At 44.2% G+C, this 20,597-nt stretch carries 21 protein-coding genes; 12 read left to right on the plus strand and 9 right to left on the minus strand.

Annotated elements, in window-relative coordinates:
* Position 1 precedes the first annotated feature (1 nt).
* Entirely contained in the window at positions 2–1,444 is a 1,443-nt protein-coding gene (locus ABZM97_RS02280) for a PLP-dependent aminotransferase family protein (RefSeq protein WP_367387164.1), read from the minus strand.
* Between the two features lie 105 nt (positions 1,445–1,549).
* On the opposite strand from ABZM97_RS02280, the gene gabT reads away from it, so the two are divergent.
* Together gabT and gabD are read left to right on the plus strand one after the other, a co-directional pair.
* The gene (gene gabT / locus ABZM97_RS02285; protein WP_367387165.1) at positions 1,550–2,860 is read left to right on the plus strand and encodes a 4-aminobutyrate--2-oxoglutarate transaminase; all 1,311 of its coding nucleotides are present in this window, start codon (positions 1,550–1,552) and stop codon (positions 2,858–2,860) included.
* A 69-nt stretch (positions 2,861–2,929) separates the two neighbouring features.
* Positions 2,930–4,318: a succinate-semialdehyde dehydrogenase gene (gene gabD / locus ABZM97_RS02290; protein WP_367387166.1), complete on the plus strand. Its 1,389-nt coding sequence runs from the start codon at positions 2,930–2,932 to the stop codon at positions 4,316–4,318.
* Between the two features lie 182 nt (positions 4,319–4,500).
* Here the strand turns inward: gabD and ABZM97_RS02295 are convergent, their stop codons facing one another.
* The 3 genes from ABZM97_RS02295 to ABZM97_RS02305 all read right to left on the minus strand — a co-directional run bounded on the left by ABZM97_RS02295 (position 4,501) and on the right by ABZM97_RS02305 (position 7,686).
* Positions 4,501–6,258 carry an ATP-binding cassette domain-containing protein gene (locus tag ABZM97_RS02295; RefSeq protein WP_367387167.1) on the minus strand — a complete coding sequence of 586 codons (1,758 nt, stop codon included), beginning with the start codon at positions 6,256–6,258 and terminating at the stop codon, positions 4,501–4,503.
* Between the two features lie 320 nt (positions 6,259–6,578).
* Positions 6,579–7,163: a hypothetical protein gene (locus ABZM97_RS02300; RefSeq protein ID WP_367387168.1), complete on the minus strand. Its 585-nt coding sequence runs from the start codon at positions 7,161–7,163 to the stop codon at positions 6,579–6,581.
* Entirely contained in the window at positions 7,153–7,686 is a 534-nt protein-coding gene (locus tag ABZM97_RS02305; RefSeq protein ID WP_367387169.1) for a MauE/DoxX family redox-associated membrane protein, read from the minus strand. The genes ABZM97_RS02300 and ABZM97_RS02305 overlap by 11 nt, the downstream gene beginning before the upstream one ends.
* A 414-nt stretch (positions 7,687–8,100) precedes the next feature.
* Here ABZM97_RS02305 and glcU point away from each other — a divergent pair, with 414 nt between their 5' ends.
* Together glcU and gdh are read left to right on the plus strand one after the other, a co-directional pair.
* A complete protein-coding gene (gene glcU, locus ABZM97_RS02310) occupies positions 8,101–8,964 on the plus strand; it encodes a glucose uptake protein GlcU (protein ID WP_087993078.1) in 864 nt (287 codons plus the stop codon).
* A gap of 19 nt (positions 8,965–8,983) precedes the next feature.
* Positions 8,984–9,769 carry a glucose 1-dehydrogenase gene (gene gdh, locus ABZM97_RS02315; RefSeq protein ID WP_087993024.1) on the plus strand — a complete coding sequence of 262 codons (786 nt, stop codon included), beginning with the start codon at positions 8,984–8,986 and terminating at the stop codon, positions 9,767–9,769.
* Positions 9,770–9,813: 44 nt separating this feature from the next.
* On the opposite strand, the gene ABZM97_RS02320 is transcribed toward gdh, so the two are convergent.
* Genes ABZM97_RS02320 through ycnK form a run of 3 tightly spaced genes read right to left on the minus strand, consistent with a single transcriptional unit; the run spans position 9,814 to position 12,673 of the window.
* On the minus strand, positions 9,814–10,428 hold the full coding sequence (locus ABZM97_RS02320) for a YcnI family protein (RefSeq protein ID WP_202328900.1): 615 nt from the start codon (positions 10,426–10,428) through the stop codon (positions 9,814–9,816).
* Positions 10,429–10,442: 14 nt separating this feature from the next.
* Positions 10,443–12,065 (minus strand): copper resistance CopC/CopD family protein, encoded by a 1,623-nt coding sequence (locus ABZM97_RS02325; protein WP_367387470.1) that lies wholly within the window; start codon positions 12,063–12,065, stop codon positions 10,443–10,445.
* Between the two features lie 35 nt (positions 12,066–12,100).
* A complete protein-coding gene (gene ycnK / locus ABZM97_RS02330; protein WP_087993021.1) occupies positions 12,101–12,673 on the minus strand; it encodes a copper uptake transcriptional regulator YcnK in 573 nt (190 codons plus the stop codon).
* 164 nt (positions 12,674–12,837) lie between these two features.
* Here ycnK and ABZM97_RS02335 point away from each other — a divergent pair, with 164 nt between their 5' ends.
* The 6 genes from ABZM97_RS02335 to sipU all read left to right on the plus strand — a co-directional run bounded on the left by ABZM97_RS02335 (position 12,838) and on the right by sipU (position 18,232).
* Positions 12,838–13,191, plus strand: coding sequence for a hypothetical protein (locus ABZM97_RS02335; protein ID WP_087993077.1), 354 nt, complete (start codon positions 12,838–12,840; stop codon positions 13,189–13,191).
* Positions 13,192–13,372: 181 nt separating this feature from the next.
* On the plus strand, positions 13,373–14,803 hold the full coding sequence (locus tag ABZM97_RS02340; protein ID WP_087993020.1) for a PTS mannitol transporter subunit IICB: 1,431 nt from the start codon (positions 13,373–13,375) through the stop codon (positions 14,801–14,803).
* A gap of 24 nt (positions 14,804–14,827) precedes the next feature.
* Entirely contained in the window at positions 14,828–15,259 is a 432-nt protein-coding gene (locus ABZM97_RS02345) for a PTS sugar transporter subunit IIA (protein WP_253268824.1), read from the plus strand.
* Between the two features lies 1 nt (position 15,260).
* Positions 15,261–16,382, plus strand: coding sequence for a mannitol-1-phosphate 5-dehydrogenase (locus tag ABZM97_RS02350; protein WP_253268825.1), 1,122 nt, complete (start codon positions 15,261–15,263; stop codon positions 16,380–16,382).
* Positions 16,383–16,485: 103 nt separating this feature from the next.
* Positions 16,486–17,535 (plus strand): tartrate dehydrogenase, encoded by a 1,050-nt coding sequence (locus ABZM97_RS02355; RefSeq protein WP_087993017.1) that lies wholly within the window; start codon positions 16,486–16,488, stop codon positions 17,533–17,535.
* A 133-nt stretch (positions 17,536–17,668) separates the two neighbouring features.
* Positions 17,669–18,232, plus strand: coding sequence for a signal peptidase I sipU (gene sipU, locus ABZM97_RS02360; protein WP_087993016.1), 564 nt, complete (start codon positions 17,669–17,671; stop codon positions 18,230–18,232).
* A 29-nt stretch (positions 18,233–18,261) separates the two neighbouring features.
* Here the strand turns inward: sipU and ABZM97_RS02365 are convergent, their stop codons facing one another.
* Positions 18,262–18,894 carry a dienelactone hydrolase family protein gene (locus ABZM97_RS02365; protein ID WP_253268826.1) on the minus strand — a complete coding sequence of 211 codons (633 nt, stop codon included), beginning with the start codon at positions 18,892–18,894 and terminating at the stop codon, positions 18,262–18,264.
* 83 nt (positions 18,895–18,977) lie between these two features.
* Here ABZM97_RS02365 and ABZM97_RS02370 point away from each other — a divergent pair, with 83 nt between their 5' ends.
* On the plus strand, positions 18,978–19,370 hold the full coding sequence (locus ABZM97_RS02370) for a 3-hydroxyacyl-ACP dehydratase FabZ family protein (RefSeq protein ID WP_087993014.1): 393 nt from the start codon (positions 18,978–18,980) through the stop codon (positions 19,368–19,370).
* Between the two features lie 35 nt (positions 19,371–19,405).
* On the opposite strand, the gene ABZM97_RS02375 is transcribed toward ABZM97_RS02370, so the two are convergent.
* Positions 19,406–19,570, minus strand: coding sequence for a hypothetical protein (locus ABZM97_RS02375; protein ID WP_087993013.1), 165 nt, complete (start codon positions 19,568–19,570; stop codon positions 19,406–19,408).
* Positions 19,571–19,702: 132 nt separating this feature from the next.
* Between ABZM97_RS02375 and ABZM97_RS02380 the strand changes: the two genes are divergently transcribed.
* The gene (locus ABZM97_RS02380) at positions 19,703–20,452 is read left to right on the plus strand and encodes a Cof-type HAD-IIB family hydrolase (RefSeq protein ID WP_087993012.1); all 750 of its coding nucleotides are present in this window, start codon (positions 19,703–19,705) and stop codon (positions 20,450–20,452) included.
* Positions 20,453–20,597: the final 145 nt, after the last annotated feature.

Here is a 20,597-nt window from a genome sequence, read left to right on the forward strand (position 1 = left end):
ATTAATCCCCTGTACCGGGGATTTTTTTATGTCCGTAAACAGCACGGAAAAGCCTCTCGACACCCTCCTGAATGTCTTCTTCCTTCAGCCGCGCGAAGCCGATAATGAGAGCGGGCCGGCCTGTTTGCCGCTTGTTTTTTTCCTCCAAGTCAAATCGGCTCATTCCGAAGATTTCGAGCTGCTGGCCGGCGGCGTGTGCCAGAATGTCTTGTTCGGTGCGGCTTGTATGAAATTCGGTGACAAAATGCAGTCCCGCATTCGCCCCTTTTACGGAAATCTTTCCTCTGAACTTTGTTTCTAAAGCGGTGATCAGGCGCTCTCTCTTTTCTTTATAATGCTGCTTCATTTTTTTAATATGCTTCTGATATTCTCCGGACTCGATAAATGCCTGCAGGGTGAGCTGTGTAAGCGACGAGCATGTCTGCAAATCATAGCCCCGCTGTTTGTATGTCCGGAGCAGCTCCGGCGGCAAAACCATATAGCTGATCCGCAAGCCTGGGAGAAGGGATTTTGAAAAGGTGCCCATATAGATGACATTTTGAAAATGGCCGAGGCTTTGAAGCGCCGGAATGCTATCGACATCGTATGTAAATTCACTATCATAATCGTCTTCAATAATATAGCGATGCGGTTCCTCGGCTGCCCAGTTCAGCAGCTGAATTCTTCTGGATACAGGCATAATCGTTCCGGCCGGAAATTGATGCGACGGGGTCGTCACCAGCACATCAGGCTGCTGTCTATTGATTTCAGCAATCGACATGCCTTTGTCATCAAGCATAATGGTCTTCACCTGTTTTCCGGCATGTTTTAAAAGCTGGTACATGCGCCTGTAACCGGGCTCCTCCATCGCATACACCGCTTCCTTGGGCAACAGCTCAGTCAATAGCTGCATGAGCACCTGTGTGCCTGCCCCTATAACGATTTGTTCCGGCCGGCATTTTACACCCCGCGTCAAAGAAATGAGCCTGGCAACGGCCGCTCTCACTTCATATATTCCTTGCGGATGCGACATATCACCGAGCGTGCGGTATGAGCGGGAGGCCGCTTTTTGCTCGCAGCGAAACCAGCTTTTGATCGGAAAATGGTCTGTATCGGCACTCATGTGTGAAAACGAGATCCAATCGCTCTGATCTTGGTGAACCTCTTTCAGATCATCCGGCAGTACAAACGGAGGGTGCTCCTCGGCTGAAAACATGTCCAGCTTCTCCACGAAAAAACCCTTTCGCTCAATGGCGTATAAATATCCCTCAGCCAGCAGCTGCTGATAGGCTGCATTCACTGAGTTTACGCTAACCTTCAGCTTCTCTGCCAGCTCCCGTTTGGAGGGAACCTTCGAGTGGGAAAGCAGATTGCGGCTGAGGATTTCTTTTTTCAGCTTTTGATAAATTTGCTGATAGATATAATCGGCTTGTTCTGAGCGGTCGAGTGTGATTGTGATATCCATTTGCGGTGTCTCCTTCTGATACTATCAAAAAGTTATAATTGGTACTTTTCATCATACCAAAAAGAAGTCAGAATGATAAGAAAATAGCGACAGGGGGACATTCACATGAGTGAAACAACAGCAAGCATCACGACTGCCCAGTGGCAGCAAAAACGGGATCAATTCGTGTCAAAAGGTGTGAGCAACGGCAACCGCAGTCTGGCGGCCAAAGGAGAGGGGGCTGAGCTGTACGATTTGGACGGCCGGAGGTTTATTGATTTTGCAGGCGCCATCGGAACGGTAAACGTCGGACACTCACATCCGAAGGTGGTTGAGGCTGTAAAGCGGCAGGCTGAGGAGCTCATTCACCCGGGGTTCAATGTCATAATGTACCCATCTTATATCGAATTAGCCGAAAAACTGTGCGGCATTGCACCGGGCAGCTATGAGAAAAAAGCGATCTTTCTGAACTCGGGGGCGGAAGCGGTTGAAAACGCTGTGAAAATCGCCAGAAAATATACAAAGCGCCCAGGGGTTGTTTCGTTTACACGCGGGTTTCACGGGCGGACGAATATGACGATGAGTATGACGAGCAAGGTAAAACCTTATAAATTCGGCTTCGGACCTTTTGCTTCAGAGGTTTATCAAGCACCGTTCCCCTATTATTATCAAAAGCCGGCGGGCATGAGTGATGAAAGCTATGACGACATGATCATCCAAGCGTTTAATGATTTCTTCATCGCTTCCGTCGCGCCGGAAACGGTGGCGTGTGTCGTGATGGAGCCAGTGCAGGGAGAAGGCGGCTTCATTATCCCATCGAAAAGGTTTGTGCAGCACGTTGCGTCATTTTGCAAAGAACACGGCATTGTCTTTGTCGCTGATGAAATTCAAACGGGTTTTGCCAGAACTGGCGCTTATTTCGCGATTGAGCATTTTGATGTAGTGCCTGATCTGATCACGGTTTCTAAATCACTTGCGGCGGGCTTGCCGTTAAGCGGTGTGATCGGCCGTGCGGAACTGCTTGATGCGGCGGCGCCCGGGGAGCTGGGGGGCACGTATGCAGGCAGCCCGCTCGGGTGCGCTGCGGCTTTGGCTGTCTTGGATATCATTGAAGAAGAAGGATTGAATGACCGTTCTGAAGAAATTGGAAAAATCATTGAAGAGAAGGCGTATGAGTGGAAACAAGAATTCCCGTTCATCGGTGACATCCGCAGACTCGGGGCAATGGCGGCCATCGAAATCGTCAAGGACCCCGACACGCGAGAGCCTGATAAGGCGAAAGCGGCAGCGATTGCGGCGTATGCGAATCAAAACGGATTGCTTTTGCTGACAGCGGGAATCAACGGCAATATCATTCGCTTTCTAACGCCGCTCGTCATCTCAGACAGCCTTCTGAATGAAGGGCTCAGCATATTGGAGGCGGGCCTGCGAGCGTAATCATTGGAAAGAAAACGGCTGGGTCTGCTATCATTTTAAGTAATCATAAAAAAGAAAGGAATGTTCAATATGCCAGATCAATTAACGGTCTGCAACCCGGCTACGGGCGAGGAGATCAAAACGATTCCTCAGCAATCAGCCAAAGAAGTAGAAGAAGCCATTGAACGTTCACATCAGGCGTTTAAAACGTGGTCTAAAACATCAGCGAATGAAAGAGCGTCTCTCTTAAAAAAATGGTATGAGCTGATTGTTGAACATAAAGAAGAACTTGCAGATTTAATTACAAAGGAAAACGGAAAACCGTATCAGGAAGCGGTCGGTGAGGTACTATACGGCGCAGGCTATATCGAATGGTTCGCAGAGGAAGCGAAGCGTGTGTACGGAAGAACGGTCCCTGCTCCGACAACCGGCAAACGAATTGTCGTCACACGCCAGCCAGTCGGCCCTGTTGCTGCCATCACGCCTTGGAATTTCCCGAATGCGATGATTACACGTAAAGCGGCGCCTGCTCTTGCTGCCGGCTGCACGTTTATTATCAAGCCGGCACCGGACACACCGCTGTCTGCCTATGAGCTTGCGCGCCTCGCATATGAAGCGGGCATTCCGAAGGACGTCCTTCAGGTTGTGATCGGCGACGGCGAAGAGATCGGAAATGTCTTCACAAGCAGTCCGAAAATCCGCAAAATCACCTTCACAGGATCAACACCGGTAGGGAAAATCCTCATGAAAAACAGTGCGGACACCGTGAAACATGTCTCCATGGAGCTCGGAGGACATGCGCCGCTGATCGTGGATGAAGATGCAAATATGGACCTTGCCGTTGAACAGGCGATGGCTTCTAAATACAGAAACGCCGGACAGACTTGTGTTTGTGCAAACCGTCTCATCGTTCACGAGTCGATTAAAGGCGAATTTGCCGCGAAACTAAGCGAGCAAGTGTCTCAGCTCAAAGTCGGAAATGGGCTTGAAGATGGCGTCAATGTCGGCCCGATTATCAATAAAAGAGGCTTCGAAAAAATCGTCAGCCAAATCGATGATGCCGTTGAAAAAGGCGCGAAGGTTCTTGCAGGGGGCACGTATGACCGAAACGATGACAAAGGCTGCTACTTTGTCAATCCGACAGTGCTCGCCGATGTCGATACGTCCATGAATATCATGCACGAGGAAACTTTCGGCCCGGTTGCACCGATCATCACGTTTTCTGATATTGATGAAGCGATTCAGCTTGCCAACGATACGCCGTACGGCTTGGCTGCTTACTTCTTCACAGAAAACTACCGCCGCGGCATCTATATTTCCGAGAATCTCGAGTACGGCATTATCGGCTGGAATGACGGAGGACCGTCAGCGGTTCAAGCGCCATTCGGCGGAATGAAAGAAAGCGGCGTCGGCCGCGAAGGCGGTTCGGAAGGCATTGAGCCATACCTTGAAACGAAATATATGTCCATTGGTTTGTAAATATTGAACTGTAAAAATGTCATGATAGGCAAATACAAAGTAAAAACAAAAGCCTTTGTCGTAAGATCAAAGGCTTTTGTCTAATTAATTTTCATATTTAAATATGGAATAACTAAGATCAGAAAGACGCGAGAAAAGTATTTTTATTTAAACAATACTTCTAAGACAACAGAAACTGGTTGTCATAATTTAAGATACCCATCTTGAGTTTGAGATGTATACAACTCATTGTAATATGAACTTGATTTGATTAGCTCTTTATGTGATCCGATGTCAGTTATATTACCATCTTTCATGACTATTACTTTGTCAACTAAAGTACATACATTTAAACGATGAGTAAGTATAATGATGGTTTTATCTTTGTCTTCTTTAAACAAATTCTTATAAATTTTATTTTCTGAGATGGGGTCTATTGCGGATGTAGGTTCATCCATAACCATTAAATTAGAATCACGATAAAATAATCTAGCTAAAGCAACTTTTTGCCATTGTCCACCAGATAAATCAACTCCCTCTTCAAAAGAAGGATCAAGCACCGTTTTTAGTTTTAACGGTAATTTTTTTGCAAATTCATTAACTAAGCTTTTTTCTAAAGAATAAGTTAAATCAGGATCTTTTTTCATTATATCCCCCAAATACACATTTTCTTCAAGGTGGTATGGATATTCTATAAAGTCCTGAGCTAACCAGCCTATTTGCTTTCGTATTGAGTCTTGATTATATTCTTGTATTTCTCTACTGTCATAATATATACTTCCAGCATAATTATCATATAGGCCTATTAAACACTTAATTAAAGTTGTTTTGCCAGACCCGTTAAACCCAACAACTGCAACTTTTTCTCCTTTTAATATTTCTAAATTGACATTTTTTAAACAATAAGATTCTGAGTTAGAGTATCTAAAACTTAAATCTTCTACGCGAATACTATGTTCTAATTTGTCGAAATTAACTTTCTTGGTGGCAGCCGGCTCTTCCTCTTCTTTATTTAATATATTGAAATATAGAGGAAGGTAAATTGTAGTTTGATGCAAGTTTGTTAAAGAACCGACTATCTGATGAGAAAAGCCTTGGAATTGTGATATTGCTTGAATTAGCAACATAAATGTTCCAATGGGTATATTAGGCCAATTTGAAATAATGAAAATGATTAAAATAACCAATTGCAAAATTTGAGTACCAATCATTAAAATTTGAACTAGAAATTCCCGTTTGTTGTTAAGTATTCGTTCAGGATTTACTGCTTTCCAATAATATTTACTCCACTTGTTTATTAAATAATCACCAACTTGAAACATTTTTATTTGAACAACTGATTCTCTGTTTTTTAACAGATCCCAAATTGTATCTTTTTTTCTTTTTATTTCACTGGTTTTATCCAAAATGGCAAGTTCTTCTTTGTTATACAACCTTGACATAAGAAAATTAATGGCGCTGATAATCACTAATAAGGTAACGATCGACCAGTGTAAATTTTTAAGGATTACAATTAATCCAGTTATGGATAAAATACCTTTAACTAACTCTATTATATCAATTAACAAACGAGTTCCCATTAAAGGGATTACTTGTGAAACTTGTAATATATCATTATATATAGTCGAATTATCTAAAGTGGAAGTCCTAATCTTACTTACTTTATTAATTAAATTTAATTCAAAATGGTACGTAAATTTGTAGTCTAAATTATTTTCGATGATACTATTGATCAAAGATAGTATCTGAATGCTAATATATAAGATAGCTTGATAAATCAATAACCAGATAATTTTTGAAAAATCAGTCGAACTTGAAATGTTATTGCCTATCTCCTCAGTCACTGTTAGTGAATAGATAGGGAGAATAGAAAGCATAACAGAAAATAAAAGGAGAATAATCAAACTGAGTTTTGATATATGAAAATAAATTTTAATAACTTTAAAAACGTTTCTAAACATTTTCAGCCTCTTTTAAATAAAAGTTTCATGGTTTATTAATAGTTAACCCTAATTTATATTCACCAATGTGGAATTGTTACGAGATAAATAAAAAAAGAAAGACTTTAAAAGTCTTTCTTTTTTTATTATGCTTTGACACAAGGTTTGGCTGAGCATTTAGGAGACGCGACAATTACAGACTCCCCCTTTTTGCAACCCCAAACTTGAGTATAACGATAATATGAATAACCTATAAGATGGTTACATTTAGAAAAGTCATAAACACATCTATTTTTTGTTTTACATGCCACTGTATTCACCCCCTTTCATTTGAAAAAAACTCACATTTTATTCCAAGTTGATAAATCACGTAAAATATCAATATTCCCATGGTATGTACCTAACGATCGACCTTCAAAATCGATAGCCATAATTAATGGAAATTGATTGAATTTCAATTGTTCAAGTGTATTAACAGAGCTAATGTAGTGAGTTATTTCTGGCAATTCTTCTAGTGCACTAAAATGGTTTTTTCTATCTATATCAGGAATAACATTAGCTTCTGGAGGCATAAATGATAATACAACTATTTTTTCATTTAGGTTCTTCAAGTTATAAATAGAAAGATCTTCTAGCAGCTTTTGACATTCACCACAGCCGACTGCAGTTAATAACAGAAAACTATCTTGTAAGGTGTTTGAAGGAATTACAGTTTCTTTGTGATTTACAGGATTAATAATTGTAAAATCGGGAAGAATATCGCCTTTTTCAATTCCTTGATCTGTTACCTGGTGAAGTTCTATTTTTTTCTTAATTGACAACCCAGTTTCGTTTTTTTGTAATAGATTAGTTATCTTCCACATGAAATATAAAATTAAAATTAATAAGATCATTAATATAAGGTTGAAAACTAGCTCAATCTGCATTTAAATCCCACTTTTCATCTAATAAATTATGTATGTTACGAGCAATGATAAGGCCTATAAATAAAAAAACTATTCCAAGTTCTAGTAAGATGAAGTTGTATACATTTACTGTATTTGTTCTGGTGGGAATAATAAGTATAGCGAAAGATAAGAGCATTAAGCTCAAATTTCTGAAAATGGTTTTTTTTCCAATGAAGCTGCTCCCAAGAACTCCTCCACAACTACATTTTATAATATTTCTTTTCTTTAAATTAAATGATATTAATATTGTAAATACTAGTAGTAGAATGAATATTCCAAGTGCCCCGATCCATCTCGTCGATTGAAAAAGTAATAATAATGATAAAATCAACTCTGCTGTAATGACAAATATAGATGAAGTTAAAATGACTCGTGAGTTATTAATCTTAGTAAAGGAAAATACTGTTTTTTTGAAATCTGAGAACTTCATTATCTTTGAAAAACTCGTACTTATAAATATATTTGCCAAGAGTAAACGGAAAACTAAGGAGATACTAATCATCCTATAACAAGCCTCTCTTCAAAAAAAATTTGACTCTTATTAATCCTTAAACAATATTCAATAAGATATATTTTATAGGGTTTAATATATGAAAATGGGAACTATTTCTTCTGAAAAATATAATAGCATCATACGGATAAATTTACAATATATTTCATTATTTTTATATAAAAATAAATAAATGATGGTTATAGTGCTTAGTCTAATTAGAATTTTATTGGGATTTTTACTAATTATTATCTCTGGCTTTATTTATTATTTAAATGTGGTTTATGAAAAATTCCTGCAGTTTTTAATGGGAAAATTTTTATTCTATTGTTAAAGATGGTTAAGGAACTTGTTTCCTTATGGGATAATCCCAGCGATTCCAGCCAAAATAACAGCAAATACATTTTGAAAGAAGGTTCCCCAACAATGGATTTATTATTGGCTCTTCTCCCGGCTTTGTTTTGGGGGAGCATTGTTCTCTTCAATGTGAAATTAGGCGGTGGACCGTACAGCCAGACACTCGGAACGACGATCGGGGCGCTCATTGTGTCTATCGTGATTTATTTTTTTGTTCAGCCCGCTCTGTCACTGCGCATTTTTATTGTCGGCATCGTATCCGGCTTATTTTGGTCCCTTGGACAGAGCAACCAGCTGAAAAGCATTGAATTGATGGGTGTGTCCAAAACAATGCCGATTTCCACTGGAATGCAGCTCGTTTCAACCTCACTGTTCGGTGTGATTGTGTTTCGTGAATGGTCTACACCGATTGCGATTACGCTTGGCATTCTCGCTCTGATCTTTATCATCGTGGGAATCATTCTCGCATCATTGGAAGATAAGAAAGATAAGAAAGAGGGTGAGCCAAGCAACTTTAAAAAAGGCATATTGATTCTTCTTGTCTCGACGCTCGGTTATTTGGTGTATGTCGTCGTTGCCAGATTGTTTAATGTGTCTGGCTGGTCGGCTCTTTTGCCGCAGGCGATCGGGATGGTAATCGGGGGACTTGCTTTAACCTATAAACACAAACCCTTTAACAAATATGCAATCAGAAATATCCTCCCCGGCTTAATCTGGGCAGGAGGAAATATGTTTCTGTTTATTTCTCAGCCGAAGGTCGGCGTCGCAACAAGCTTTTCCCTCTCGCAAATGGGAATTGTCATTTCTACGCTCGGCGGCATATTCATCCTGCGTGAAAAGAAATCAAAACGCCAGCTTATTGGGATTGGGATTGGGATTGCGCTGATTATCGCGGCAGCCATATTTTTAGGAATCGCCAAAACAAATTCATAACAATTGGAGGAGGATATATATGTATCCGGATTTAAAAGGAAAAGTCGTCGCCATTACAGGAGCCGCATCAGGCCTTGGGAAAGCCATGGCCATTCGCTTCGGCAAGGAGCAGGCGAAAGTGGTGATCAACTACTTTAGCGAAAAACAGAATCCGAACGAGGTCAAAGAAGCGGTCATCAAGGCGGGCGGTGAAGCCGTTATCGTCCAAGGAGATGTTACGAAAGAGGAAGATGTGAAAAACATTGTACAAACTGCGATTAAAGAGTTCGGCACACTCGATATTATGATAAATAACGCCGGACTTGAAAATCCTGTGGCGTCTCACGAAATGCCGCTGAAGGATTGGGATAAAGTCATCAGCACGAACTTAACCGGCGCTTTTTTAGGAAGCCGGGAAGCGATTAAATATTTCGTAGAACACGATATCAAGGGAAATGTCATCAACATGTCCAGTGTGCATGAAGTGATTCCGTGGCCGTTATTTGTCCACTATGCGGCTAGTAAAGGCGGGATTAAACTGATGACGGAAACATTAGCGCTGGAGTACGCGCCTAAGGGCATTCGTGTCAATAATATTGGGCCAGGCGCGATCAACACGCCAATCAATGCCGAAAAATTCGCTGATCCTAAACAGAAAGCAGATGTTGAAAGCATGATTCCGATGGGATATATCGGCGAACCGGAGGAAATCGCCGCGGTAGCGGTATGGCTTGCTTCGAAGGAATCAAGCTACGTCACAGGTATCACGTTATTCGCGGACGGCGGTATGACACAATACCCTTCCTTCCAGGCAGGACGCGGATAAATCAAAAAAGCGACCCAGATATGTCTTCTGGATCGCTTTTTTCATTAGGCGCGCTTTTTCTTTACAAGCGCTGCTACAGACAAAATGATGGCTGCGGCAGACAGCACAATCGCTGTGATGTTGAGAGCTGAAGAGCCTGTGTCTTCGGAATCGTCTTCCGTTTTCGTGGCGCCGTGCTCATCTGTCACTTGTTTTGCAGCAGTGATGTTTGTAATGGAATGAGGCGTATCCGCATCCTCGTCACCTGTCCATTCGACAATGCTGCCGTCCTTGTAATATTGGTATGCGTCCCAAGCGGCTTCCTCCGCTTTGTCAGGGTTTTTGGCAACAAAGGTAAACCGCTGGAACTGTCCTTCCTGAATGCCGCCGTCAGTCGCCTCCCATGTGACGGAAACTGATTGATCATCGTGTTTCTGGGTGGATATCTTCCAGCCCGGAATCGGCTCGTACTGCTGGAACTCAACATCCTTCGGCATTTTGAGGACAACCTTTGTTGTCGGCAGGTTTTTTTCAGAAGGAACCTTCATTGTATAGGTTTCCCATGAACCTGCAGCGGATTCAGCGGGCTTTACAGTAACGTGCGCGCTGGCAGGGGCCGTAAAGAATAAAAGTGAGCCGACAATAGCTGGACATAGTGTGAATGCGATTTTTTTTAACAACGTAAAACACTCCTCTAATTGGTTTTTGTAAACATCATATTGATTTCGTTAAAGTCACCGGTCAAACCGTGGACTTTGATCTTCCAGTTTCCTTTTTCATTAATGGATAGGTTTTCATCCTGGAAGACGCCCTTTGCTTTCTCTTTTAATTGGAAGGTGTTTTTGTTCTCGCTGCCTGACAGACCTGTTTTATAAACGGTTAACGTGATTTGCTGGATGTTTTTTACCGGGTCGCCGTTATGGTCGGTGACTCGCAGCTCAAATACGTTTTTGCCAGGCTGGTTCGGGCTGATGCTGAGAGAAACGCTTTGCCCGTTCTCAATCGCTTTGGTTTGGTAGAACGGTTCCGGCACCGGCTCAGGCGGGCTCGGCAGGCTGGTAAACACGGCCGCTGTGATCAATACAGCGATGCCGATTGCCCATTCCGCTTTCACGGTCCGGCTGATTCCTGCGCGGCGCTGTTTTCTGGTGAGCAGAAAATGAACCGCGCCTAAGGCCAGCATCAACACAAACAATCCGCTTTTAACTAAAAGAGCTTGCCCATACGCTGTGCGGAACAGTGAATCCATCGAACGAATGATGAAAAATCCATTAAGCAAACCTGAAAATAAAATGACGCCGACTGCAGTAAGCGCCCACGGCGAGAAGCGGCTTACCGTTTCCCATGCGAGCGTTTTGTCAGGCTGCTTCCATTCGTTTGCGAACAGCAAAACGAGTGCCGCTATTCCGCCGACCCAGATGGAAGCGGATGATAAATGAAGGAAATCCATCAAAATCCCGACCGCTTTTTCTTCAACGACAGCAGCATGGCCGGTAAACGCTTTGGCAAGCAGGAGACCGAAAAAGAAAATGAGCGGCGCTGTCCAATAGCCAAAGGACGAATAGCGGTTTTTGCGTATCGCAGGGATCACAGACAGTGCTAGCAGCACGAACAGCGCGGCCTGTATGATCCAAATGGTGCCGCCTGCTGTCTCAAACAGTGTCTCTCTGATATAGATCGGCTGGAAGGCGCTGTCCCAGCCGCCCGCGTTTGCTTTTGTCTGAATCGGAAGCTGAAGCAAAAGGGCCAGGCCCAATGCGGTAATCGAGACGATCAAGATGCGTCTCGTCCGTTTGGCGAGTTGTTCTGAATCCCCTTTATACCAGAAGAGATGGAAGAAAACCGTCCCGATAAACAAAGATAAGGCTGTATACAGCATCGCTCGGTCTGCGGCTGTTTCCGGGTTCAGCGGTGAACCTGCTGCTTTTTGGCTGCTGAATCCGCCTTCCGCTTTCCCGATGCTGAACGGTATGACGCCGGAGACCGGATGCCCGTCCGCGGACACGGCATTCCATTCCGCTCTGTACACATCATGCGGCAGATTCTTTTTCAGCTTCACTGTCATGATGTGATTGTTATCTTTTTTGATTTCAGTCTTGCCGTTATCCACCCGTTCGCCGTTTGAATTATAGACTTTAATGTAATGAAACCCTTCTTCTACCGGTTCATTAAATTCGATTTCTGCATGTGCAGGTGCGCTTTTTAATTCGCTGTTTTCACTAGGTGAAGATTTGACGATATAGGCGTGAGCAAAGCTTGTTTTCGGCAGGAAAACAAGAAAAAGCAGAAAGATGATCCACCATCTGTTTCGCTTCATCACTCAGACACCACCTTCCGCTGTATATGTTGTGTTTAATTCTTGGTGCAGGTGCAGCGCTTTTTTCTGTCCTGAAGCATATCTTCCAGCGCCTGATCGAAGGTGCGGACGGCTCCGCCGAATCCTTTTTGAAACCGTTCGGCATGATCGAGTGTCGCAAACGGAATCGCCTGCGGCTGGCAGCAGTGCAGGTTTAATTCAGCATTTACCACAAAATAAGCCGAACCGGCACTGACGGTTGTGTGTAACAGAAAATCTCGGCAAATTAAGTGTGAAATCTCTTCCGTTTTATCTGCGTAACGCAAAAACGCACAATGTGCGCAGCACAGCTGTTCAATGTCTTGGTTTACCGTAATCAGCTGAACCGAATGGACTTGATTGACCGGTTTTAGGCAATAGCTGCACATATGATCCGCTTGAGGTGTTCGGGCTGGGAGCGTGATGCCGCCGGCCGTTTTGATGACCTGATTTGACTGAACGAGCTGATTGACATCTCTGTATACCGTCATTTCCGAAACGCCGAACCGTGCGCTGATATCAGTAATTTTGAGCGCGCCTTCTTCTTTCAGCCACTTCAGTATGTGTTGCTGTCTATTAATCGGAAGCATTCATACATCCCCTCCATTAAGATCTATTTAAGCGTAGAGGATTTTAGAGACAGAGACAAGTAAGCTGATGATAAAAAATGTGAAAATGTGTTGAACAGCAACAAAACGAAACAGAAGGGACTCTGGTATAATAGACATATGGAATGGAAAGTGAGGAATACCCTATGAAAGAAACTCTATGCCCCAATTGCGGCAAACCTTTGACAGGCGACATGGTCAGATCATCCAATGTGCCTTGCCAATTTCGCTGCGGACACTGCCGGGAACGGCTTTATGAATATAAAGTATCAGCTCCGATGATGCTGGTGTCACTAGCGGTCATCGTGCTGCTCATTTATCTGTTGCTGCTCCTCCGCAATGCGGCAGGGTCAATGCTGCCGGCCGCACAGCACGTCCCGATGGCTGTTTTTGCGCTTGTGTGCGCGTATCCTGTTTTTATTGTAAGTGAACGGATGATCGCAAAGTACGTGATTCAAAACGGCAACATTATTTATAGAGGTAAGAGAAAAGGCTCCTGATACCAGAGGCTCCTGATACCAGGAGCCTTTTTATTTTTAAAAAATGTCACACCCATGTGCCAAAGTCCTCTTTACTTTCAATTGTATAGGGACTGTAAGCGTTTTAACATAGAGTCAAAGGGAAGCAAAATTCTCTGAATCTATTTTTATAGCTTACAGCGACAACAAGGAGGGTTTATATATGCAGCAAGAACAGCAAGGCGGCATGAAAGTGAAAGTGCAGCGCTTCGGCAGTTATTTGAGCGGAATGATTATGCCGAATATCGGCGCGTTTATCGCGTGGGGCATCATTACCGCGCTGTTTATTCCGGCGGGATGGATTCCAAATGAACAGCTGAATACACTTGTCAGCCCGATGATCACATATTTACTGCCGCTTTTGATAGCGTATACAGGCGGAAAAATGATTTACGACCACCGCGGCGGAGTCGTCGGTGCGACAGCGGCAATCGGGGTGATTGTCGGGTCGGATATACCAATGTTTTTAGGTGCAATGATCATGGGGCCGCTTGGCGGATACCTCATTAAACAGACTGATAAATTGTTCAAGGATAAAGTCAAACAAGGCTTTGAAATGCTGATCAACAACTTTACGGCGGGGATTGTCGGCGCGGCTTTAACGATTCTCGCGTTTTACGCCATCGGTCCGGTTGTCCTGACGTTAAATAAATTGCTGGCGGCAGGTGTGGAAGTCATTGTACACGCTAATTTACTGCCTGTAGCCAGCGTTTTTGTGGAACCGGCGAAAGTGTTGTTCCTAAACAACGCCATTAACCATGGAATCTTAAGTCCAATCGGAATCGAGCAAGCAGCCCAAACGGGCAAATCGATTCTGTTTTTAGTAGAAGCAAACCCTGGGCCAGGGCTCGGCATTTTGCTGGCGTACATGTTCTTTGGAAAAGGTTCTTCAAAATCAACGGCTCCCGGAGCGGCGATCATTCATTTCTTCGGCGGGATTCACGAGATTTACTTCCCATACATTTTGATGAAACCGGCCTTGATTCTGGCGGCCATTGCCGGCGGAGCAAGCGGACTGTTAACATTCACGATCTTTAATGCCGGACTTGTCGCAGCAGCGTCACCGGGCAGTATTATCGCATTGATGGCGATGACGCCAAGAGGCGGCTACTTCGGCGTATTGGCGGGTGTATTGGTCGCTGCAGCTGTTTCGTTCATCGTATCAGCGGTGATCCTGAAATCTTCAAAAGCAAGCGAAGAAGACCTCGCTGCCGCAACAGAAAAAATGCAGTCCATGAAGGGGAAGAAAAGCCAAGCAGCCTCTGTTTTAGAAGCGGAGCAAACGAAAGCTGAGGAAGCGTCTGCGCTGTCTCCTGAAAGCGTAAACAAAATCATCTTCGCTTGTGATGCGGGAATGGGATCAAGCGCGATGGGAGCATCGATTTTAAGAAACAAAGTGAAAAAAGCGGAGCTTGATATCAGTGTGGCCAACACGGCTATTAACAATCTGCCAAGCGATGCGGACATTGTCATCACCCACAAAGATTTAACAGATCGCGCGAAAGCGAAGCTGCCGAACGCGACACACATATCAGTGGATAACTTCTTAAACAGTCCGAAATATGACGAGCTTCTTGAAAAGCTTAAAAAGTAAACTCATAGAAAGAGAGTGATACCCATGCAAGTACTCGCAAAGGAAAATATTAAACTCAATCAAACGGCATCATCAAAGGAAGAAGCCATCAAAATGGCAGGCCAGACGCTGATTGACAACGGCTATGTAACAGAAGATTACATTGGCAAAATGTTTGAACGTGAAGAAACATCATCTACTTTTATGGGGAATTTCATAGCCATACCACACGGCACAGAAGAGGCGAAAAGCGACGTGCTTCACTCTGGAATCTCAATCATACAGATTCCAGACGGTGTCGAGTACGGCGCAGGCAACACGGCAAAAGTGGTATTCGGCATTGCGGGCAAAAATAATGAGCATTTAGACATTTTGTCTAACATCGCGATCATTTGCTCAGAAGAAGAAAACATTGAACGCCTGATCTCTGCTAAAAGCGAAGAAGATTTGATCGCCATTTTCAACGAGGTGAACTGACATGATCGCCTTACATTTCGGTGCGGGAAATATCGGAAGAGGGTTTATCGGCGCGCTGCTTCACCACTCCGGTTATGATGTGGTGTTTGCGGATGTGAACGATACGATGGTCAGTCTCCTTAATGAAAAACGGGAATACACAGTGGAGCTGGCAGAAGCGGGCCACTCATCAGAGGTCATTGGCCCGGTCAGCGCCATTAATAGCGGCAGCCATCCGGAGGAGCTGTATCGGCTGATTAATGAGGCGGCGCTCATCACAACGGCGGTCGGCCCGAACGTGTTAAAGCTGATTGCTCCGTCTATAGCAGAAGGTTTAAGACGAAGAAAAGTTGCAAACATACTGAATATCATTGCCTGCGAAAATATGATCGGCGGCAGCAGCTTCCTGAAGAAAGAGATATACAGCCATTTAACGGAAGCAGAGCAAGAATCCATCAGTGAAGCGGTCGGTTTTCCGAACTCGGCTGTTGACCGGATCGTGCCGGTTCAGCATCATGAAGATCCGCTCAAAGTATCGGTTGAACCGTTTTTTGAATGGGTCATTGATGAATCAGGCTTTAAAGGGGATACACCGATCATAAACGGCGCGCTGTTTGTTGATGATTTAACGCCGTATATCGAACGCAAACTGTTTACCGTCAATACCGGCCACGCAGTGACCGCTTATGTCGGCTATCAGCGCGGATTAAAAACCGTAAAAGAAGCAATCGATCACCCGGAAATCCGCCGTGTCGTTCATTCAGCGCTGCTTGAAACCGGTGACTATCTCATCAAAACGTATGGCTTTAAGCAAACCGAACACGAACAATATATCAAAAAAATCATTGGACGCTTTGAAAATCCATTCATTACGGACGATGTGACCCGCGTGGCGAGATCGCCTCTCAGAAAGCTGGGAGAGCATGATAGACTCGTAGGCCCTGCAAAGAAAATAAAAGAGCCGAATGCACTGGCGGAAGGGATTGCCGCAGCACTGCGCTTCAATTTCACCGGTGACCCTGAAGCGGTGGAACTGCAAGAGCTGATCCAAGAAAAAGGATACAGCGGCGTGCTTCAAGAGGTGTGCGGCATTCAGTCCCATGAACCGCTTCATGCCATTGTTTTAAAGAAACTCAACCAATAACCGACCCGTGACAGCATGTCACGGGCTTTTTTTGCCATCTCGCAATCTAGTATAATAGTAAGCGTTTTCGATAATAGGGGGAGGAGAATGACACAATGAAACAATTCGGATTGCGGCAATACCCGGAGATGGAGTAGGAATAGAGGTTGTGGCGGCTGCGGAAAAAGTGCTTTATACAGCAGCCGAAGTTCACGGAGGTTTGTCATTCTCATTTACGCCTTTTCCATGGAGCTGTGATTATTATATGGAACACGGCGAAATGATGCCTGAAGACGGAATACATACGCTCACTCAATTTGAAGCGGTTTTTTTAGGAGCGGTCGGAAATCCGAAGCTGGTTCCCGATCATATGTCATTATGGGGGCTGCTGCTGAAAATCCGGAGGGAGCTTGAGCTTTCCATTAATATGAGACCTGCTAAACAAATGGCGGGCATTATGTCACCGCTTTTGCATCCAAATGATTTTGACCTCGTGGTGATTCGTGAAAACAGTGAAGGCGAATACAGTGAGGTCGGCGGTCGCATTCACAGGGGTGATGATGAAATTGCCATCCAGAATACCGTGTTCACGAGAAAAGCGACAGAGCGTGTCATGCGTTTTGCCTTCGAATTGGCGAAAAAGCGGCGCGGCCATGTGACGAGCGCAACAAAGTCCAATGGCATTTATCACGCGATGCCGTTCTGGGATGAAGTCTTTCAGCAGACTGCGGCTGATTACAGAGGAATTGACACGTCATCCCAGCACATTGATGCGTTGGCGGCTTTCTTTGTCACACGTCCTGAAACCTTTGACGTCATTGTAGCGAGCAACTTATTCGGTGACATTTTAACAGATATCAGCTCCAGTCTCATGGGGAGCATCGGCATTGCCCCCTCTGCAAACATCAACCCGTCCGGCAAGTATCCATCCATGTTCGAACCGGTCCACGGATCAGCTCCCGATATCGCCGGCAAAGGCCTCGCGAACCCAATCGGCCAGATTTGGACAGCAAAGCTGATGCTTGATCATTTCGGAGAGGAAGAACTGGGGGCGAAGATCCTCGATGTGATGGAACAAGTAACGGCAGACGGCGTCAAAACACGCGACATTGGCGGACAAAACACAACGGCAGAGGTCACGGATGAAATCTGTGCGCGTTTGAGAAAACTTTGATGACACAGGGCGGGGCCGATGGTTGCCCCGGCCAATCAATTTCCTTACGAAAATATCCATAAAAAACTAACCAAGAAGATCCAAATGCTGTATAATGATTTGGAATTCTTAGGAAGGTATCGGGTGAAGGAAGTTGAATGCAAAAAAAATCACATTAAAGAAAAAAAGAAAAACCAAATGGATCATTGTACTCAGTATCGTATTGATCGCAGTGCTCATTTTTACCATCAGAATGGCGTTTTACAAACCCTTTATTGTTGAAGGCTCTTCAATGGCTCCAACGCTTCAAGACTCAGAAAGAATTTTGGTTGACAAAGCAGCCAAATATACAGGCGGTTTTTACAGAGGCGACATTATCGTCATTCATGACAAAACGAGCGGCCGTTCATCCGTCAAACGTTTAATCGGTTTGCCTGGTGACAGCGTAAAAGTGAAGGATGATCAGCTATACATAAACGATAAAAAGGTGGAAGAACCGTACCTAAAGGAACATCAACAAGAAGCCAAAGAAATAGGTGTAAGCTTAACGGGTGACTTCGAAGCTGAGGTTCCTTCCGGCAAATATTTCGTAATGGGAGATAACCGCCTGAATTCGATGGATAGCAGAAACGGAATGGGTATGCCTTCTGATGAAGAAATCGTCGGTACGGAATCTCTCGTCTTTTATCCGTTCAGTGAGATGAGACAAGCAAAATAAAAATCTTATGGAACGAGTCACGGCTGTGGTCACTGACGACCATTTGTGCGCGTTTTAGAACAATCTGATGACACAGGGCGGGGCGGTTTTTCTGCCTCGTTTTTTATGATGGAAAGCGCTTTGAAGAAGAGTGCCCTGTCGAAAGTATCAGAGTCAGGATTGGCAAAGCCGTGAAGAGCTTCAAATTGATAAATCTCCAAATCGGGATGCTGTTTTTCCCGCAGTTTTTTGATGAGAAGCGCAACATCAAACGACGGTTCAAATGAAGGGAAAAACAATAGGACCGGGCAGACTGGCACGTGATGAAGAGAATCGCGTATCCGGGAACCGTAATAGCAAACAGCTCCGCTCACCTCAGGCATACTGCTGCATTTCCATGCGATCGTTGCGCCCGCGCTGAATCCAACCACAAAGATGCGCCGTCCGGCGTTTTGCCTGATTAAGCTCTGAATGATGGTTTCTCCTGTTTTCAGCCGTTCGTGTTTTGTAAATTGATCGTATGCGGTTTTTTCCTCTTGCAATGTGTAGACTTCACCATCCCCGAGCAGGTTAGGCGTCACCACATCATATCCAGCCATTTTTATCAGCCGGGCCATCTTTTTCATATGGCTGTTAACACCGTATATTTCGTGTGCGAGAATGACAAGCGGTTTTGGGGGCATAACGGTCTCCTTTGCGTTTTTTCCATTATATCCTATCGTTCAGCTTTTGGCTGATATATAATAGTCAAAAAAGGAGAAATAGAATGAACTCATTACTTTTGCCTCATCGCTATCCGTTTTTGTTTATTGATGGCGTGACGGAAAGCGAGCCCGGCAAACATGCGGCAGCGTATAAGCTGATCAGTGAGAACGACTGGTTTATCAATGATAAGCAAACAGAAATGCCGTTTTCACTTGTGATTGAAGCACTTGCGCAAACAGCGGCTTTTACAGGAGTTACAGATCAGAACAGCTTGGGTTTATTGTCTTCCGTGAAGAAAGCGGAAAAACTCGGAGCGGCCGCGCCTGGTGACCGGCTTGATCTTACATTTGAAGTTACGCGCAACCGACGCGGGTTTGTGTTCGGGCATGCCAAGGCGTCAGTTGGCGGACAGCCTGTTGCTGAAGCTGAAATCGGCATCTATATCGAAAAATGAAAAAAACCCTTCACAACGTTTTGTGAGGGGTTCTATTATTTCGTATCGTAATCCCGTTCGCTTTGTGAGTCATCTCTTTGCTGCCGTTTGTGTTTTTCATCCTTCATGTTTTCCTTCAGCTCTTCATTCGGAATCGGATCGGTTAAGTCATTGTGTTCAGGATTTTCATTTGGTTTGTTTTGCTGTTTTCTTTCTGTCATCTTTGATCACCTCACCGTTTGTTTTCCTTTTATCAGGACGCCTCAAACATGTGAAATCGCTTTTTTGTTCCGATGGGTATAATGTATTAGAATAGAAAGATGCACAATTAAAAGATAAAGAGAGGTACATATATGTCTGTTCAAAGAGAAAATGTAGATATCAAGCTGATCGCAATCGATATGGATGGAACGCTGCTGAATGACGAGCAGCTGATCTCCGATGAAAACCGTAAAGCCATTCGTGAAGCCGAGGATAAAGGCGTGTACGTGGTGATCAGCACGGGCCGGACGCTGATGACGTGCCGGGAGCTGGCGGAATCCCTGAAGCTGTCATCCTTTTTAATCACGGCAAACGGCAGTGAAATTTGGGATTCGAATTTTAATTTGGTGGAACGCAAGCTGCTCCATACGGATCACATTCAAATGATGTGGGATTTGCGGAATAAGCACAACACTAATTTCTGGGCTTCTACCGTAAATAAAGTATGGAGAGGCGAGTTTCCGGAAAACATTACGGATCACGAATGGCTCAAATTCGGCTTTGACATTGAGGATGACGACATCCGAAACGAAGTGCTGGAGGAGCTGAGGAAAAACAAAGAGCTTGAAATCACCAATTCAAGCCCGACAAACATTGAGGTCAACGCGCTTGGCATCAACAAAGCCGCGGCTCTTGCGAAGGTTTCTGAAAAACTCGGCTTTACGATGGAGAATGTGATGGCGATGGGTGACAGCCTCAATGACATCGCGATGATCAAAGAAGCGGGTCTGGGTGTTGCGATGGGAAATGCGCAAGACGTCGTGAAAGAAACGGCTGATTGGACCACGGATACAAATATTGAGGATGGTGTCGCTAAAGCGATTCGCCATTGGGTACTATAAAAAAAGGAGTCCTAAGATGGACTCTTTTTTAGTTTGGGAGGTTTTCTTCTGGGACCATGGGAGGTTTTCTGACAAAAGGATTTCACAAACTAATAGGTTTGAATTATAATAAAGCAAAGTTCAAAAATTCGGAATAGTCGTTCCG

The organism is Bacillus vallismortis, assembly GCF_040784915.1.
Classification (GTDB): domain Bacteria; phylum Bacillota; class Bacilli; order Bacillales; family Bacillaceae; genus Bacillus; species Bacillus subtilis_G.

Coding starts and splice junctions, on each gene's coding strand:
- ABZM97_RS02280 (WP_367387164.1), bottom strand. CDS start 1,444: ATGGATATCACAATCACACTCGACCGCTCAGAACAAGCCGATTATATC.
- gabT (WP_367387165.1), top strand. CDS start 1,550: ATGAGTGAAACAACAGCAAGCATCACGACTGCCCAGTGGCAGCAAAAA.
- gabD (WP_367387166.1), top strand. CDS start 2,930: ATGCCAGATCAATTAACGGTCTGCAACCCGGCTACGGGCGAGGAGATC.
- ABZM97_RS02295 (WP_367387167.1), bottom strand. CDS start 6,258: ATGTTTAGAAACGTTTTTAAAGTTATTAAAATTTATTTTCATATATCA.
- ABZM97_RS02300 (WP_367387168.1), bottom strand. CDS start 7,163: ATGCAGATTGAGCTAGTTTTCAACCTTATATTAATGATCTTATTAATT.
- ABZM97_RS02305 (WP_367387169.1), bottom strand. CDS start 7,686: ATGATTAGTATCTCCTTAGTTTTCCGTTTACTCTTGGCAAATATATTT.
- glcU (WP_087993078.1), top strand. CDS start 8,101: ATGGATTTATTATTGGCTCTTCTCCCGGCTTTGTTTTGGGGGAGCATT.
- gdh (WP_087993024.1), top strand. CDS start 8,984: ATGTATCCGGATTTAAAAGGAAAAGTCGTCGCCATTACAGGAGCCGCA.
- ABZM97_RS02325 (WP_367387470.1), bottom strand. CDS start 12,065: ATGAAGCGAAACAGATGGTGGATCATCTTTCTGCTTTTTCTTGTTTTC.
- ycnK (WP_087993021.1), bottom strand. CDS start 12,673: ATGCTTCCGATTAATAGACAGCAACACATACTGAAGTGGCTGAAAGAA.
- ABZM97_RS02335 (WP_087993077.1), top strand. CDS start 12,838: ATGAAAGAAACTCTATGCCCCAATTGCGGCAAACCTTTGACAGGCGAC.
- ABZM97_RS02340 (WP_087993020.1), top strand. CDS start 13,373: ATGCAGCAAGAACAGCAAGGCGGCATGAAAGTGAAAGTGCAGCGCTTC.
- ABZM97_RS02345 (WP_253268824.1), top strand. CDS start 14,828: ATGCAAGTACTCGCAAAGGAAAATATTAAACTCAATCAAACGGCATCA.
- ABZM97_RS02350 (WP_253268825.1), top strand. CDS start 15,261: ATGATCGCCTTACATTTCGGTGCGGGAAATATCGGAAGAGGGTTTATC.
- ABZM97_RS02365 (WP_253268826.1), bottom strand. CDS start 18,894: ATGCCCCCAAAACCGCTTGTCATTCTCGCACACGAAATATACGGTGTT.
- ABZM97_RS02370 (WP_087993014.1), top strand. CDS start 18,978: ATGAACTCATTACTTTTGCCTCATCGCTATCCGTTTTTGTTTATTGAT.
- ABZM97_RS02375 (WP_087993013.1), bottom strand. CDS start 19,570: ATGACAGAAAGAAAACAGCAAAACAAACCAAATGAAAATCCTGAACAC.
- ABZM97_RS02380 (WP_087993012.1), top strand. CDS start 19,703: ATGTCTGTTCAAAGAGAAAATGTAGATATCAAGCTGATCGCAATCGAT.